General features: G+C 63.8%; 16 protein-coding genes. 7 read left to right on the forward strand and 9 right to left on the reverse strand.

Going from position 1 to position 15,858, the window contains the following annotated elements:
* From NYP07_RS08695 to NYP07_RS08705, 3 genes are read left to right on the forward strand one after another with little or no spacing between them, the layout of a single operon-like run.
* Entirely contained in the window at nt 1-678 is a 678-nt protein-coding gene (locus tag NYP07_RS08695) for an OmpA family protein (RefSeq protein ID WP_268149426.1), read from the forward strand.
* Nucleotides 671-1,810 (forward strand): LPD7 domain-containing protein, encoded by a 1,140-nt coding sequence (locus NYP07_RS08700; RefSeq protein WP_268149428.1) that lies wholly within the window; start codon nt 671-673, stop codon nt 1,808-1,810. Before NYP07_RS08695 ends, NYP07_RS08700 begins: the two co-directional genes overlap by 8 nt.
* Before the next feature lie 4 nt (nt 1,811-1,814).
* Nucleotides 1,815-2,924 (forward strand): DUF1173 family protein, encoded by a 1,110-nt coding sequence (locus tag NYP07_RS08705; protein ID WP_268149430.1) that lies wholly within the window; start codon nt 1,815-1,817, stop codon nt 2,922-2,924.
* A gap of 295 nt (nt 2,925-3,219) precedes the next feature.
* Here NYP07_RS08705 and NYP07_RS08710 read toward each other — a convergent pair whose 3' ends face one another.
* The 4 genes from NYP07_RS08710 to NYP07_RS08725 form a co-directional block, all read right to left on the reverse strand.
* Nucleotides 3,220-4,266: a trypsin-like serine peptidase gene (locus NYP07_RS08710; RefSeq protein ID WP_268149432.1), complete on the reverse strand. Its 1,047-nt coding sequence runs from the start codon at nt 4,264-4,266 to the stop codon at nt 3,220-3,222.
* Nucleotides 4,267-4,364: 98 nt separating this feature from the next.
* Nucleotides 4,365-4,730, reverse strand: a complete 366-nt coding sequence (locus NYP07_RS08715; RefSeq protein WP_268149434.1) for a hypothetical protein — start codon at nt 4,728-4,730, stop codon at nt 4,365-4,367.
* Nucleotides 4,731-4,754: 24 nt separating this feature from the next.
* Nucleotides 4,755-6,281 (reverse strand): hypothetical protein, encoded by a 1,527-nt coding sequence (locus NYP07_RS08720; RefSeq protein ID WP_268149436.1) that lies wholly within the window; start codon nt 6,279-6,281, stop codon nt 4,755-4,757.
* Nucleotides 6,282-6,454: 173 nt separating this feature from the next.
* Entirely contained in the window at nt 6,455-6,844 is a 390-nt protein-coding gene (locus NYP07_RS08725; RefSeq protein WP_268149438.1) for a hypothetical protein, read from the reverse strand.
* Nucleotides 6,845-7,046: 202 nt separating this feature from the next.
* Here NYP07_RS08725 and NYP07_RS08730 point away from each other — a divergent pair, with 202 nt between their 5' ends.
* Nucleotides 7,047-8,015: an IS5 family transposase gene (locus NYP07_RS08730; protein ID WP_268149440.1), complete on the forward strand. Its 969-nt coding sequence runs from the start codon at nt 7,047-7,049 to the stop codon at nt 8,013-8,015.
* A gap of 84 nt (nt 8,016-8,099) precedes the next feature.
* Here NYP07_RS08730 and NYP07_RS08735 read toward each other — a convergent pair whose 3' ends face one another.
* Nucleotides 8,100-8,396 carry a hypothetical protein gene (locus NYP07_RS08735; protein ID WP_268149442.1) on the reverse strand — a complete coding sequence of 99 codons (297 nt, stop codon included), beginning with the start codon at nt 8,394-8,396 and terminating at the stop codon, nt 8,100-8,102.
* A 258-nt stretch (nt 8,397-8,654) separates the two neighbouring features.
* On the reverse strand, nt 8,655-8,960 hold the full coding sequence (locus NYP07_RS24120) for an HNH endonuclease (RefSeq protein WP_378990521.1): 306 nt from the start codon (nt 8,958-8,960) through the stop codon (nt 8,655-8,657).
* Between the two features lie 582 nt (nt 8,961-9,542).
* On the opposite strand from NYP07_RS24120, the gene NYP07_RS08740 reads away from it, so the two are divergent.
* The 3 genes from NYP07_RS08740 to NYP07_RS08750 all read left to right on the forward strand — a co-directional run bounded on the left by NYP07_RS08740 (nt 9,543) and on the right by NYP07_RS08750 (nt 13,883).
* A complete protein-coding gene (locus NYP07_RS08740; protein WP_268149444.1) occupies nt 9,543-11,405 on the forward strand; it encodes a hypothetical protein in 1,863 nt (620 codons plus the stop codon).
* A 17-nt stretch (nt 11,406-11,422) separates the two neighbouring features.
* Nucleotides 11,423-13,588 (forward strand): hypothetical protein, encoded by a 2,166-nt coding sequence (locus tag NYP07_RS08745; RefSeq protein WP_268149446.1) that lies wholly within the window; start codon nt 11,423-11,425, stop codon nt 13,586-13,588.
* A gap of 73 nt (nt 13,589-13,661) precedes the next feature.
* Nucleotides 13,662-13,883, forward strand: coding sequence for a hypothetical protein (locus tag NYP07_RS08750; RefSeq protein WP_268149447.1), 222 nt, complete (start codon nt 13,662-13,664; stop codon nt 13,881-13,883).
* A 354-nt stretch (nt 13,884-14,237) separates the two neighbouring features.
* Here NYP07_RS08750 and NYP07_RS08755 read toward each other — a convergent pair whose 3' ends face one another.
* The 3 genes from NYP07_RS08755 to NYP07_RS08765 form a co-directional block, all read right to left on the reverse strand.
* The gene (locus NYP07_RS08755; RefSeq protein ID WP_268149448.1) at nt 14,238-14,630 is read right to left on the reverse strand and encodes a hypothetical protein; all 393 of its coding nucleotides are present in this window, start codon (nt 14,628-14,630) and stop codon (nt 14,238-14,240) included.
* A 254-nt stretch (nt 14,631-14,884) separates the two neighbouring features.
* Nucleotides 14,885-15,088 carry a YegP family protein gene (locus NYP07_RS08760; protein WP_268149449.1) on the reverse strand — a complete coding sequence of 68 codons (204 nt, stop codon included), beginning with the start codon at nt 15,086-15,088 and terminating at the stop codon, nt 14,885-14,887.
* Nucleotides 15,089-15,184: 96 nt separating this feature from the next.
* Nucleotides 15,185-15,820, reverse strand: coding sequence for a Wadjet anti-phage system protein JetD domain-containing protein (locus tag NYP07_RS08765; RefSeq protein ID WP_338091306.1), 636 nt, complete (start codon nt 15,818-15,820; stop codon nt 15,185-15,187).
* Between the last annotated feature and the right edge of the window lie 38 nt (nt 15,821-15,858).

The following is a 15,858-nucleotide window of genomic DNA, read 5'->3' on the forward strand; positions in this document are numbered from 1 at the left end:
ATGCACGCGACCGTCCTGCTCACGCCCTTCATGCTGACCTTGGCGCTTCTGGCGTCCTGCAGCTCGCCGCCCAAGCCGCCGACGGTGGACGAGTCGCGCAGGCGGCCCGTGAACACAGCCATGGCGGTGGATCTGCAGGTCTGCAAGAGCGATCTGCAGAACACCCGGATGCTCGCCACCGAAAGCAGCAGGCTTGCGCAGGCTTCGGCAGCGACGCTCGCGAGCGTCGCTGCCCATCAGCAGGCCCTCGCGAATCTGCATGGACGTGACCGGATGCCGCCCCAGGCCAACAGCGTCTACACCGTGCAGTTCGAGTACGGAAGCTCTCGCGTCGACCTGGATCTCGACAGTGCCACCGTCTTGATCGACGAAGCCAAGACGGCGCCGCTGGTCCTCCTGCGCGGCCGCACCGACGGGAACACCGACACGCCCGTGGAAGCACGCATTGCCCGGCAGCGGGCCGAGGCCGTCAAGGCATATCTGGTGACCGCAGGCGTCGATCCTTCGCGGATCCGTTCCACCTATCAGCCGGCCGGTGATCACGTCGCCGCCAACGGCAGCGCTGCGGGACGCACCCTCAACCGCCGCGTGGAGATCGAGGTCTACCGCGCCCTTCCCGTTGCGAAGGAGCTGTTGCGTCGAGACCGCACCTCGGCAGACGGAGAACATCATGGCTAAGAGCAGCACTCCCAGCCCTACGGGCGGCTCAACGCCGGGGGGCGCCGTCGAACCGACCAATCGCGCGGCGGTAGCGATCCAGAAGTTCCAGGCGCCGACCGAAGTCGCTGCGGACCGCTACGAACTGCGAGACCCGTCCGCTGATGTCACCTATCGGCCTGGGACGCTGGAGGCGACCATCGCGAAGGCCGATCAGCTTGGCAGTAGTCGGTTCACGATCATCGCAGCCGACGGTAGCCGGACACCCGTCAAGAAGGTCGGCGACGAATGGCGACGTGGGGCTACGCTTGCGCCGCGACCCGAGCGGCCGCTGGATCCGGGGCCGGCCCGAGACGAGGTGCCCGAAGCGACAGGGAGTTCGAAGACGCAGGCTGACAAGAGCGCAGTACAGCAGGGGCAGGCCGATGCAAAGGCGCTAGCCAAGATCGACCTTCAGGCCGAACGCGCTGCGCTCGTTGCCAGGCTTGAGCAATCGCTGCGGGAGCGCTACATCATCAAGCGGGCGCCGGTCTCGGCAGGCCCGGTGACGATCGGCCACACCGAGTACAGATTTCGAGGCGACACATCCCGCATCGCGTTCACGGAATCCACGTTCAAGCTCGCAACGGACACCAACAGCCCGTCGGTGGCCCGATCAATGGTCGACGTCGCGCAGGCGCGCAACTGGAGCGGACTCCGCGTGTCTGGCAGCGAGGACTTCCGGCGCCTGGTCTGGCTCGAGGCCTCGGTCCGGGGTGTGAAGGCTGTCGGCTATGAGCCGAATCCAGCCGACATGGAAGTCCTGCGGCGGGAGCAACAGGCGCGGCTCACCAATCGCATCGAGCCGACGCGCAGCGACGCCGAAAGCAGCGGATCCCACCCGACAGGAAAGGGGTCGGCGCGTGGCAGCGGCGGCCGGAAGGCGGTAATTGCAGCAATGGAAGCCGTCTTGATCGACAAGGGCGTCCCGGCAGCCAAGCGGGAAGCGGTTTTGGCCGTGGCTGAACAGAAGCTGGCGGAACGGGCCCGTCGCGACCAGACGACCTCGGTCAAGGTCTACGACAAGACCGCTCAACCTCAGCGCCCGATGTTGCCGCCTACGCCGGAACCCAGCCGGACGCGAGACCGCCAAGTCCCGGCGCTCTTGAGGTGACATCGTGTCTGATCGCGAGCTCGATGAGCGTCAGGCGACCGTCTACGAAATCGAAGGGCGGCAGCACGTCCGAGCATCGCCTGGATTCACCGAGGCCATCACCCGCGCGCATGCAGCCCAGCAGCGCCCCAGATGCGTTTGCGTGCCCGGCGGCCTCGAGACCTACATCGCCAAGCTGGCCGACTACTACGTCATCAAGCGCATGCCGGGAACCGGGCACCTGCACGCGGCTAGCTGTCCGCACTTTGAACCGACAGCGAACGAGTCAGGCCTGCGACCGCTTCTCGGCACCGCGATCCGTGAGGATCCGTCCACGGGGTTGATCGCGCTGAGGCTGGATTTCGCGCTGTCCAAGAGCGCCGTCCGGGAGCCCCGGCGCCATCCAAACGTGACCGAAGCCGGAGCTGCGAGATCCCGTCTGCCACGTCTATCGCTCCGCGGACTGCTACATCACCTCTGGGACCAGGCCGATCTGACCCGATGGCACCCCGGGTTCGAGGGGAAACGGAGTTGGGCGACAGTCTGGCGCCATCTCCAGCAAGCCGCGCAGCAGAACATCGTGGGTGGAGTCTCGCTGTCGAGCAGGCTCTATGTGCCTGAACCCTTCACACCGGGGGATCAGGATGCGATCCGCCTACGCAGGTCCGCGTGCTGGGCGCGGACCGCCATGGTTCTGGGTGGTCATCAGGCGCTAAATCTGGTCATCGCAGAAGTGAAGGCCATCGAACCGGCACGGTACGCATTCCATGCACTGGTCAAGCAAGTGCCCGACATCGGCTTCGCGCTTGATGGGAATCTCTACAAGAGCTTGGCGCGGCACTTCTCGGAGGAACTCGGCATCTGGGGTGCGTCGGAAAGCGTTCGCATGATCATGATCGCCAGCTTCGGCATCAGCAGCGCAGGCGTGCCCACCATCTCAAAACTCTCCCTGATGCCTGTGACGCAGCAATGGCTGCCCGTCGAGAACATGGATGAGCAACAACTGGTAGAACGGCTGATCCACGAAGGGCGCGCGTTCAAGAAGATTCTGCGCTACGACCTCAGCCGCAACTCCAAGGCTCCCTGCATCATCCTCACTGACCGAGGGGAAGCGGCAATGCCGATCTATTCCTGACAGCCTGCGGACCCATACAGACTCACGCGCATCGACATAACTAGCATTGACGCCAACCCGCGGGCCGAGGTCAGCGTTAGTGGGAGCGCACGCGAGTACTGATTCAAGCCACAACACTTGATGATGTATCGACCCCAAAAGTTGGCGTCCAGAGGCTTGCATCAGATGTGTTGTGGACGCCGGCGCGCCGAGCGTAAAGCTGCAGCCTAAAGTCGCGCGACGTTTGCTTGGACGGGAAAGCCAGCACCTGACCGGCGCCGGCCGTCTTAAGTTCCGACAGAAGTTGTCGGAATCTTCAGCGCGGATAGCTGACCAACTGAACCGGGCCTTGCGCAAACGGCGCTCTTGGGAGCCGTTTCTCGAGGCTTTCGATACGGTCGAGCGTCAGCGAATCCTCCCATGCTACGTACTGCAGCGAGACGGTACCGGCCGGTGCACAAAGCCTGAAAGCATCAGGACGCTCGATGGAGACACCGAAGGCGCTTCCCAGCCGAAGTAGCGACCCCATAGACGGGCGCGGATACGGCGCCGGCGGCCATACGGGCTCTGTGTTCGCGCGCACGAGCGCCGGCCAGATGTGCGAGACAAACGAAGTCTTGTCTTCGCCCTCGTACGAGGTTGACAGCAGCCCGACGAGATACCCCTTGCTATCGAAAACGGGGCCACCACTCGTTCCGCCGGGCACTGCGCAATCAACAGCCAGGCAAGGCCCTGGAAGCAGACTGCCTCGTCCGTTGGGATAGCGGTCGATGACGGCTCCAAGCTGGCACTGCGGGAACATCTCGAGGCGAGTGCGCCGCGCAATCGGGACGGTGCCACCGCCGGATGCTGAGTAGCCCGTGACTGTCAGCACCTCGCCTACAGCAGGCATGCGCGTGGTCATCCACGCGGTCATGAAGTGGCGGTCCTCAGGGTACCTAGAGGTGAGTGACATCGACAGAATGGCGAGGTCACTGTCAGGAACCAGTGTCATCCGCTGCACAGTCCAAAGCAGCATGCCGCCGTCTGAAAGGGGCGCTTGCGCTACAAGAGTTGCGCCGCCGTTCTGTAGCTTGACGTAGAAATCGTTCTCGTAAAGAACGTGGGCTGCGCAGAGCGCGAGGCCGGGTCCGACCATGACCCCAGAGCCGTAGGTATGGTGCCCGTAGTCGTCGCGAAAGCTCAGCGCGAGCAGAGTGCCGTTCAACGCACCAACCATCATGTGGTGGTCGTTGGTTCCTTCAAAAAGCAAGCGCTGTGCAGAGAACCGGAGCCGCTCCCCTCGTGTGAGTTCTTGTTCCGGGTCAATGAGCGCTAGGGTCGATGCCTCGTCCTTCTCGCCGGCCATTTCTGGATGCGTCATAGCTGGCAGTTGTACCGCCAGAACGCATTCCGCCGTCCTGTTCATTAGGGACGAAGTGCTCTAGCACTGCAGAGACCGGTGTCGATAGGGCAGGTCTCTCAGAAGCGGACCGGAATGGCGCCTGGCTCGTCGTCGGCCGCCTCGCGGGGCTCCCACTTCGGTTTGACGATGCGTTCGCCGAACATGAGACCACCACTACGGCCCTCCTTGCGCCAGACCGGAGACTCCCCTGCGAAAGCCTCGACGAGCCCAGGTTCGGGCGCCTGGCTCGCATAGACCGCTCGGTAGGCGTACCGGGCAACATGGACGTTGACCATAGCCTCGAAGAACGCCTCTCTTGTTGGGTCAGCGACGAAGCGCCGCAGGTCTTCGACAGTGCAGGAAGACACGGCGGCCAGCCCTGCCTCGATCGACGCTCGGGAGGCGCAGTCGAGACGCCGGTGATGTGCCGTGGTTCCTGACATTTGCGGTCGCTACGTCAGCTGCGCTCAGACCGTGCCGGTCGCAGTGCGCGACGTCCGCGCGGCGAGGTACTCGTCCAGACCTTCGACCTGGCGGTACTCCTCCTTCACCTTGGCCAGCGTGACCGCTTTGGAATCAACCAGCGGGCCGACCTGGTCTTCCCAGCGCATAGCACGCCGGGCCCGAACCGCCTTGACCATGTCGCCGTAGCGCAGGTCCGTGGGAGGGAGGTTGTCGGTACCGGGCACATAGACGTCGCAGGCCACCTCGGGCTTGGACTTACCTTCGAGGTAGCAGACTCCGAACGCCGCGATGAGGTGCTTGAACAGTGTGTGGGAGCGGTCGAAGAAGCCGGTGCCGCCGACGTTCCGCAGGGTCTCCGTGATGTCCGCACCGTAGGCGCCGCAGATGAATAGCACGTCGTCGGCGTACGAGTCCAGCAACTCAAGGTCTGAAGAATTGGGCATCACGACCATGCGGCGGTAGCCCTGGGCATACGCGGATTCGATAGACGGCAGGAACGGCAATGCCATCAGGGGCTCGGGCACCCGGTAGTACTTCGCCGGCGTGCTGCGGTCGCGCGGCATGATGCGACACGCCATGCCGTGGTCCTTGGTCACGGCCAGCAGCGCGGTCACGAGCTCTGCGGCCCACCAGTTGTCCTCAATCACGGATGAGCCGGCAGCCAGGATTCCCACCTTGCGCTCACGAAGAGCGCTAGTCAGGAGGGGAAGCACGTCCGCAGGGATGGCATCGACGGTGGCCGTGTTCGGGATGGGCGTGGGCCACGGCCGCGCCGGCGAGAACGGGGTCTGCTCGACGAGCTCGCCACCTTCTGTCACCACACCCGTGAGTCCGTCGAGAACTTCTGCACCCTGTTCCTGCCGCATGTCGACGGCGAGCTGGATGTCCGCGAGCAGGTTTTCAGGCGACGGGGTGTCCACCAGCACAGCGACACGGTGCCCTGAATCGAGCGCCAGCACACAGGCCATCCAGAAGCGCCCTGCCGCATCGTCCCAACTCTGTTGGTTCAGCCGCAGGGGACCAAGCACCACGAGCGTCCCGCTGGGCACGCGCTGGAGGCCGTTTGACCACAACCCCTGCTCGTCGAGGTCGATGCAGTTCTCCCAGTGTGAGCCGGCACGTTCGGCATAGACCAACGCGCCGTCCGATGCCTCGGTGTAGTTGGCCAACAGCGCGTCGATGGCAGCCTGTGACGTGGCAACGTAGACCCCGGGGCGCGGGCCGGTGGGCCAGATTTCGGGCGCTACCTCGGTCTGCGCTTCCGGCGGCATCAGCGCCTTCAGCAGCTCCATCGGCGTGAGGTCCAGCTTGTAGCGGCTCTTCAGTCGGTACGAGAGTCGCCCGGTTGCCGTGGTGGTCAGCTCGGTGGCTGCCACCCGGTCCGGGAACGCCATGACCTCGGGCCAGTTGCGCAGCCCGGGCAGGGCAGCGATGGCGTCAAGCGCTTGGGAGTGCCCGATGGGCACGTTGTGTTGTTCCAGCAGGCCACGGACGAGGCCAGCCATCAGCTTCAGCTGCGGGACATTCATGCTTCACTCCTCGGGCGTTCAAAACCGGTGCACGCATTGCGGGCCGCCCGTGGGGAAACACAAATGGGGGGTGGCTCGAGAAAATCAGTCCGTCTTCGTCCTACCCCTTGCGGGGCGCGCGCGGCAGGCGACGGCAACCGTATCAAAAGATAACACGCCGACGCCCTGCCCGCCTACATGATGAGCTTGCCGCGGTCTCCGAAACCCCTTGGTTGGGCGTCTAGGTCTGCAAGGGCAGGAAGCAGCGCCTTGCGGCATCGAAAGCCATCGGGCGTTGATTGGAGCCAGGCTCCGTTACGGCGTTCGAGCCAAGTCGTTCCGAACGCGTCGCCAGCAGAAAACCCGCCCGAATGGAAGCGCACGTTATCCCCCTTCGGATTCACGGCGACGTGGATGGCCAGTTCGTCGAAACCCGCTGTGGCGACCGAGCCGCGCGCCGGCAGACCGTTCGGAAGCACGAAGTCGAACAGGTGCCCACGCCGGAACGTGTCGTCAAAGCGGTCGTCTCCGGGGCGCAGGCTGAACAGACGCTGGTCTAGCGCGGCGTTGACGCCGAACACCATCAGGTTCCGCCAAGCGCGGTCACGTGCAGTCTTGTATTCGATATCGAACGCGCTGCTTGGCATTGTCCGGACGATGTGCGGGTCTCCGCCAAACAGCTCAAAGTCAAACCGGGCGTCCTCTGGGCTAAGGCAACGCTGATCAAGTCCCGCCTTGCGGGTTGGTCTGGTGGCGGGGCCGCAGCGGCGTCGCGATGATTGACAGATGAAGCAAGCCACACTTGCAGCCGCCGCGGATCAAGGCGCGGAGTTCGAGCGATTTCGCCGGCCGACCCGGCGCGACGTGTTCCTGCAGACGATGGATGCCATCGTGCCGTGGGCTGAGCTGTGCGAAGTCATCGAGCCCCACTACCCGAAGGCCGGCAAGGGCCGTCCGCCCATCGGACTGGAGCGCATGCTGCGCATGTACTTCGTGCAGCACTGGTTCAACCTCGCCGACGAAGCCTGCGAAGAGGCGCTGTTGGACAGCACGGCGCTGCGCCGCTTCGTGGGCATTGACCTGGGCCGCGAGCGCGTGCCCGACGGCACCACCTTGCTGAAGTTCCGCCGGCTGCTGGAGGACGACAAGCACAAGCTGGGCGCCGCACTGTTCGCCAAGGTCGGCGAGGTGCTGCAGAGCAAGGGCATGAAGGTTGGCACGGGCACCATCGTGGATGCCACCATCATCTCGGCGCCGAGCTCGACCAAGAACGACAAGGGCGAGCGCGATCCCGAGATGCACCAGACCAAGAAGGGGCAGCAGTACTTCTTCGGCATGAAGCTGCACATCGGCGTGGACAGCCAGACGGGCCTTGCGCACAGCACGGTGGTGACCGCAGCCAACGTTCACGACAAGCACCCGCTGCGCGAACTGCTGCACGGCGAGGAGCTGGAAGTCTTCGGCGACAGCGCCTACGCCTCCCAGCAGGCGTTGATTGCAGCCAAGGCGCCGAAGGCCAAGGACCGAACGAATCAGAGGGTCAGGGGCACAGGGTGCTTGGCCGACTTGGAGCGCATCGTCAACCGCATCAAGTCCAAGACGCGCTCGCGGGTGGAGCACGTGTTCGCTGTGGTGAAGCGGCAGTTCGGCTTCAGCAAAGTCCGCTACAAGGGCCTGGCGAAGAACGCGACGCGAGCGTTCGTGGCGCTGGGTTTGGCGAACATCTACCTGGCGCGCAAGCGTCTGGTGGCATGAGTGCGTCTGCAGTGGGCGCGCGACGCGCCTGCTGCCTCGAAACTGCCGAAAAATGCGGCATTGGCGTGGAGCAACACCGTCAAGTCAGGCAAGTAGGGCGTCGGTCCGACGCAGCGTCGAAATCAATGGCTTGTTCAGCGTAGCCCTAAGCTCGTAACCAAAGCTCCTGATGCGGTCCAGGAAGCGGTCTGTGTCGAGCAGGACGAAGGGGCGGTCCTCCTCCGACCCCGTCATCGAGGCCTGTAAAGCCGCATACGTGCGGAACCCCAATGCGTAGGCCAGCGCTTCGGTGACGTGGGAGGACTTGACCTGGATGAGGTCGTCAAGAACGAGCTTCTTGAGGGCGGCCAAGGGAGTTTTGGCCAGGGGAATAGCTGCCATACGGCACTCCAATCTAGCTTCGTCGATGTCCCTCGATTACGCATCGACGCGGATTGAAGTCCGTGCGGCTGCGGGAAGTCAGACTGCTTTAACCCGAGGGCAGGTTCGGCTCAGCCGGCCAAACGCAAGGATAGCGTTTTCCGGCCGCGTCTGCACGCGCAGCTACGTGGAGTCGGTTTCCTCCGCCCACCCTCGCGCTGACCGACACCACCTTCCAAAAGTTCAGCGAAACCGAGCTCGACACCTGCAACGGCTGGGTCAGTACGTGAGCCGATAGCTAGGGATTGGCGCGCCTCCTGTGCACATGCGATGCACCCACGCGGGATGCCACCCGTGTCGCGCCATCCGGACGGCGACTTCTTGCCGGTACCAGCCCACGTCCGGTGGATGCTTGCGCCGATGTCGCGTCCGATTGCAGTGCAAGCAGGCAGCCGCGATGTTCATGGCACTGCTTGAGCCACCGTCCGCGCGTGCGGTCAGGTGCTCGGCCGTGCACAGAAGCCTCCGAGCTGCACGCTTGCCTGGCGAGCCCGAAGGCAGCTCCGCGGGCGAGGTGAGCCACATCGGCGCCTCGCAGTAGCAGCACAAACCATGCTGACGTCAACGGCGCGGCGGCGAAGGGACTGAATTCTTGATGGCATGAGGACTCCTGGATGGAAAGTCCCTGTGCCTGCCTTTGCATTGCCGCGGGCGCCGGTGCTCAGCTCCCGGCTGTGCCGTCCTTCTGGTCCGGCGGGTCTGACCTCCCGGTCAGACGCGGCCGAATTTTGCCCTGTACCCAGCGCTTGCGTCTAGCGGACTTGCGGCCGAGGTCGCTACATGGAGACATCAGGAACTCTCAATCGACAACATGGCTTTGAACCGCAGGACGCGTCTCGATTTCATCGAACTGCTCGCCGAGTCGTTAGCGCTCAGCACTTTGTGCGTTCTGGCGGCGCAATGAAGTTCGCCTTGACGACCCCTTGAACATTCCGATACCGTTGCGGCAAACGCAAGTTGCCGCGTGTCAGCGTGTGCGCCGGGTGGGCCGTAAGGGCCTGCCCAGGTACGGCAAAGGCAGCAAAACCACTCCACACCCGTGTTTCCACACCGAAGCCGGGGCAACGCACACCGTCCGTCACGGCTTCATCGGTATGGAGACATTCGATGTCACCCGACTCTTCCGTCACAGCGGCGCGCCCGCTGGATGACCAAGCACGTGCGCTCGTCGGCTTCTTGCTGGCGCACGACCACAGGCTGACTGAATCTGACGCCCAGCGCCTCTGCGCGGACCTTCCCGCGGACCCCAAGGCAGCCGCCAAGATGTTGCGCAGCGGCCTGGCACCCCTCAACATCGACATCAAGCACACGCACGCCCTGAAGGCGGTCGCTGTGTTGCGCGACAGCGCGGGCTTCCTGGGCCTGGATACCCGCGGCGTGTATGAGGTGGCGGACTGGACACCGGATGCTCCCGGGGTCAGCCCTGAGCGCGAGCGCTTGACCAGCTTCGCCAAAGCCGCTGACGCGTTCTGCCGACGTCTGCGCGAGCAGTTCGAAGACGATGCACCGCTGGTCGTTCTGCGCTGCCGTCGCACTCACGTTCAAATCCGCGCCACGAGCAAGGCGAGCGGCGTCTGGTGGAACCTGTTGCTCGTGCCACTCGACGCAGGGAAGACAGAGGCGACGTTCGAGGACCGACAGGAGGTTGAACGCCTTGCGGAGCGCGTTCGCCGCGTTGTTGAAGGCGACCTGCGTGGATGGGTCGACGGCATGTACAACGTCTACCAGGTCGTGTCCGACGCAAGCGCCGAGGCGCTCGACGCGCACTCAGTCCTGGAAACCGACTTCTACGACGACGGCTCCTTACCCGCGCCCATCGCCGATTCCGCCCCTGAAGCCCTTAGCGTGATGCAGGACGAGTGGGACGGCTTCCTCAAAAGAAAAGCGTTCTTCCAACGCCGCAAGGACAAGCCGCTGCCCGATTGGGCGCGTGAACTGCGTCAAGAAGCTGCAGTGCCCCGCTACGGCGAGGTCGAGTTCAACCTGGAAGTGTTGGAACGGGCGCGAGCCGCAGCCGGCATGCCATGGACTCAGCTGGCACACCTCTTCGTCGATGACATTGACGGCGAAGTCGTGAGCGCTATGTCTGAAGGCAAGGCATGCCTCAGTTCCCTGCAGACCGTGGCAGAGGCATTGAAGATTGACCCGAACGCGCTGCTCCAGCCGCAACGCGCGACACCGCGAATTCCGCTGCCGCTGCACAGCGACATCGCGATGTGGCTGAGTCGTATGGATGCGGTGGTCGGCGAGCCTCTCGATGCTGCGACGCCACCGGCCAGCATCGTTGAACGCCTGCGGCAGCTTTGCGCAGTCCCTTACGCAGAACGCCGCGGCTGGTACGACAAGCCTCCGGCGGCTCTGCAGTCCCTGAACAAGGAGATTCGCTTCGCAGGCCTGGTGGTCAGTGCCGGCATGGGCTTGCGCTTCGTGAAGGACCTGCCTTTGGGCATGCAGCGCCCTTCGTCGATGTCCCTCTTGGAATTCGACCGCGAGGTCGACGTGTTGACCCAGGGTGGCGCGCTGCCAGATGGCTCCAGCACGATGGCCCTAGTTGAAGAAGAAACCGACGCCTCGCCGGAATGGCTGGAGCGCTACAACAAGCCGAAGTTCACTGGGAGCGAACTGCTCCGCTACGCCGACATGGTTCATGACGGCGTAGACGAAGCAGACGACTGGCGCGACGGATTCACCGCGAAGGTCATGGTCGGCGCGAAGCTGTTCCCAAAAGACGCCCCGAAGATTCACGCGGCCACGGTGCGCATGACGGCGCTGTCGAAGCTCATCGAGCGATTCCCGATGGAGCCCTGGGTCCGCAAGAACCGTAACCCGGAAGAGGGGTCGCTGCTGATTGCCGAAGCGGGCTTCGAGGCGGCCGCGCGCTGCGAGCTGGTCAATGTGGATGGCGAGCCGGGCTTCGACAACCGAGCGTTCTACCTGCTCTGCGTCAAACACGAGCGCAAGTACAGTTGACTCGGGAGGACGCGTAGATGAAAACACTCACGCGCGCTGAAGGTGACGTCGGCCCACCGCGTCACGCTGAAGTAGTTCCGGCATTCGTTGCAGCCTCGATTCGCGCACCGCTGGACGGCTGGGCGGGGCCCATCCACCCCTCCGAGCTCGTTCGCTGGGCTCGCAAGGGCGACCTGACCGAGACCGAACGCGCGAATCTGCGCAAGGTCATCGTCAAGCGCACCCGAGTCCGCGCTGAACACTTTTGGTCGCAGCCTACCGGCGTCCGCTTGGTCAAGGGGTGGCAGACTCGCTTCGCTGACCGAGACCGAAAGCGCCTCGAGCGTCTTCCTTTGACGGAAGAACGGCCGCTTGAAGTCTGGACGCTACGGGAGGTCAAAGAACACCTGTTCCTGCCACTCGAGCGCACCTTGGAGCTGCTTGCGCGCCTTGAGGCGATGTACTGGCAGCCGCCGTCGCCGGCGTCAAGAATCGCACCAACGGAGCTGATGGAACAGACGGCGCCCGTAGCTGTGACGCCGGAACTTCAACAGCTTGCTGATGCCGTACTCGAACTCCCTTGGCTGAAGGGCGTCAGCAGCCACGACCTGCGTTTTGGGCATGGCGCAGACGCGCCGCTGCCGGACTGGATTCGGACGCAAGTCCAAGGGTCTACCGTGCCGGAGTCGTTCCTCAAGCTGCTCGAGCGACTGTTGGCAGCAGAGCAGTTGACTGCCGCCGAGGAGGCAAAGGACATCGCAGTTGCCGCTGCGCGAGATTGCGCACCCAAGGGTGCGGACACGGCGGCTATCGAGCGATGGGTATCCATCTTCCTGCGCCGACACATCAGCCCGACAGGGCCTGGCCGCATCTTGGCGGACGTTGGCGCGGAATTCGGTGTCACCCGCGAACGAATCCGGCAAATCTGCGAGTCGTTCGAGGAGTACCTGGCGGAGGTTCAGCCCGCCACACCAGCACTGGACCGCGCCCTGCGCGCCGCAGCCCGAGTTGCTCCAGCTCAGGTCGACGACCTGGATGAACAGCTACGGCGATTTATCGGAGACGACGCGGGGATGGCTTCGCTCGTTCCGTGGGCAGCGGTTCTTGGGCGCGACAAGCTGCCGATTCGATGCCAGAAGACTCGTACGAGCGTTCGAGGGAAGTTCTTGGAAGTGGTCATGGTGCACGCGGCCGATGAGGCTGACTGGGTCCAAGCCATGATTCGGCACGTAAGCAGGGACAGCTCGATGTTCGGGTGCACGAACCTCCTCCGCGTCGCTGGACGCCTTGCCTTGAAAGAAGGAGTTGCGCCGGGCCAAGAAGCTATCTCGGCTGCGCTGGTGTCCACCGACGGCTTCCGATGGCTGGACGAAGAGACAGGGTGGTTCTCGCTTGGGGATTCGTCTACCAGCTCTGTCGCCCTTCGCGTCCGCAAAATCTTGGCCATCGCCCACGATTCCATCGGAACCGATGAGATTGCAGGTGCACTGGCCAGCGACGACATGATGCTCTACCGAGAGGAGTCGACGCTTGGCCTTGCAACGCCGCCGGTCCACGTACTTCGCGAGCTGTTCAAGGGATGGCCATGGCTCGAAGTGGTCCAGCGCGGCCGGTATCGACCTGGGCCGGGATTCGACCCGACCGGTGCACTGTCGGGTGTTGAGCAGGCGCTCGTCGACGTCATCACGGCGCACGACGGGGTCGCTTGCCGCATCGAACTCAAGGAAGTCGTCATCGGCAAGCTTGGAATGACAGACGTGCTTCTGGCCCACGTGTTGGGTAGTTCGCCCATCGTCGAACGAATTGAGCATGGGCTGTACAAGCTGCGCGGGCGCCGCATCGGTGACGGTGCGCTTGGGGCGGCCCGCCGCCGTATGCGCGAGCGCTTCACGCGCGGCTTGGTCGACACGGACGCAAACCAGTTCAGCGTCAAGGTGACCGAGGCAACGATGCGGAACGAGCAGTACACCGTCCCCAGCTTGTTCAAGGCGAAGTTGGCCGGAAAACACCATCGGCTGTTCAGCGCGGACGGTACTGAGCTCGGTTTCGGACGAGTCGGCCAGGCGGGCAGCCTCGCGGGCGTGAATCGCTACTTCCCTGCGGTTCGAGCAGGTGACCAGTACGTCATCGCCCTGCGGGACGACGGGTTGGTGGTGGAGCACGTGTCTCACGCTGAGTCGCCGCGCTCATCCCCGCCGCCTTAGGTCAGCTTCGTGCAGATTCGCTTGAAAACCGACGCGAACGGTTCCATGCTTTCCGCACTCGCGGGAGTCTTTGATGTCAGCCCTATTCGTCTCGCCCTACGTCACCCTGTTCCCGTCGACGCGCCCGTCGGGGACGTGGTTCGTTGGCGTTGTGTCCGCCCTGCAAGGTCCGCGCGCGCTGCGGGTAGAGCACGAGTGCCTGCCGCTCCGCGACACGGAGCTTGAGGCACATCTCGATGCGTGCGACGACGCCGAGAAGCTGTTGAGGATGTGGGGCGACCGCGCGCAACTCTGACGGCCGCGCCGGACAAAGAGAAAAGCCCCTGGTGCTGTCGCCCCAGGGGCCATCACGTTGGCATCTCGCTCCGTCGAGTCCCTGGCCAGGAAGCTGAATTCAGCCACAACCAGAGCGAGCGCCTAAATTTGGTCTTGCAAGTGCACCCGTGTGCAAAAAATCGCCACCAGCGGGCAAGTCCGCTTGATGGGGCCAATGCCGAAGGTCTTTGACTACAGCGTGGTTCGCCCAGTGAACCGAGGCAGGCGCAGGTGGGCAGGTCTGCGGGAAAGGGTTGAACAAAACTGGCCGAAGGGCCAATCGCCTAACAAATCTTCGTGCTCTCCTATCAGTTGTTAGCAGCCTTGGCAGCGCTCACTCGGTGCAAGCAATTTGGTCGTCTCCGTCCCAGGCATACACGTCGTCGTCATCCAGCCCACGCGGCGCCACTTCATCTGCGGGCGTGTCGCGAATGACCGCTTCAATGAGCTCAACCGTCTGCTCGATGCTGTCAAGCAGCTCCTCCGTCGGGGCGTCCGTCGAAGTCAGCTGCTGTTGGGCCTGGTCAACCCAGTCCAACGCCTCATCGGTCCGGCACTTCTCTTCACCCCGGGGCGCGGATTCCGGGTTAGCTTCATCCTCCTCTTTCAGCGCGTCATCGTTGATTCGCTGGTAGGCGGCTGACCGCGGTTCCAGCACCTCTTTCGCGTCCTTGAGCCGGTCCTCCAGCTCGCCAACGCGGTCCTCTCCTGCTGCGTAGTCGCTCATGCAAAGCTCCTTTCCCTCCTGCTAGCGCAGGCGGAATGCCCGCGTACAGCACCGAGGGCAAAACCAGTCTGACGGGGTGCCCTTGGAACCACAACCCCCGGGATGCGCTGTTGCGGCGGCGGCGCGTTGTTGACCTCAGTTCGGTGAAGAGGCCCGCTCGACCGGTCTGGTCGATTGAGGCCATGCCTTCGTGAGAAAGTGTCCATGTCCATCACCTCGTAGCCCTTTGGCAAATCGTCAAGCCGTCTCGGCACTCAGTGCTTGAACCATGTGCCGTCGGGCTTCTGCTCGTAGACGACGGTCGAGTCGTTGGTGGCGCGGACCAGCCTGATGCCATTCAGCGCATCCGCCTTTGCTTTGTAGCCTTCCCCGCTGACCGCGACGATGTCGACGTTGTTGGACGCGATGAGGCGCCACCGCCACTCGCTGGACGCATCGTGAAAAAGTTCGAACTTCATCGTCAATGCCCTCCTTGGCCTCACAGCCTACACAATACCTTGGTCACTCCCTCGCATCGCCAAGCCGCCAAACCCCTACCTCAGCGCCACGCAGAGCTACGACTCCCTGGCGACCCGCCGAAGCTCCTCGTCAACATGGCTCCAGTCCAACCGCTCCTGTTCCAGTCGAACGCCCTGCTCCCCTTTCCAGCCGGGCCACGCGTTGGCCAGCAGCGCTTCGTAGAGCTCACGCTCGCCAGACAGCAGTAGGCTTCTATCAGCTTGCCGGTTTGGCGCAGCCTCGGGAACCCATCTGGACCGATAGCGCTGCAGGGTCAAACTGTCCATCAGCACCGACCGGGTTCCAGGAAACGAGGCTCTCGCCAGGGACAATATCTCCAATCCGTGCGTATCGAGGTCGCCCCAGTACAGGATGCGGGTGCGATGTATCCATGGAAGCGCGGCCGCCAGCGAGATCGCACGGCCAAGACCGACGACTGCCACGGTGGACTCCAGGTCCGGGAGGCAGTACGCGCACGCCAAGTTCTCAACGAAGAGCGTGGTGCGCGGTGCCCATGCCAGAGCCGCCAGCTCCGACTGCGGCGCCTGGATGTCGCGCAATCCGCCGACGGCATTTCGAAGTTCCTGGTCCAGCACGATGAGCCGGATCCGCGTGAGCGTCCGGCCGTCCCATCTTGAACAGCGCTGAAGCACCCGTGACGATGGTGCCCACCAATACGAACAGGTGGGCACCTATGCAACCCAGATCACAGAGGCGCGTGCACAGCGCC

It is taken from the genome of Pelomonas aquatica, assembly GCF_026712205.1.
GTDB lineage: Bacteria > Pseudomonadota > Gammaproteobacteria > Burkholderiales > Burkholderiaceae_C > Pelomonas > Pelomonas aquatica.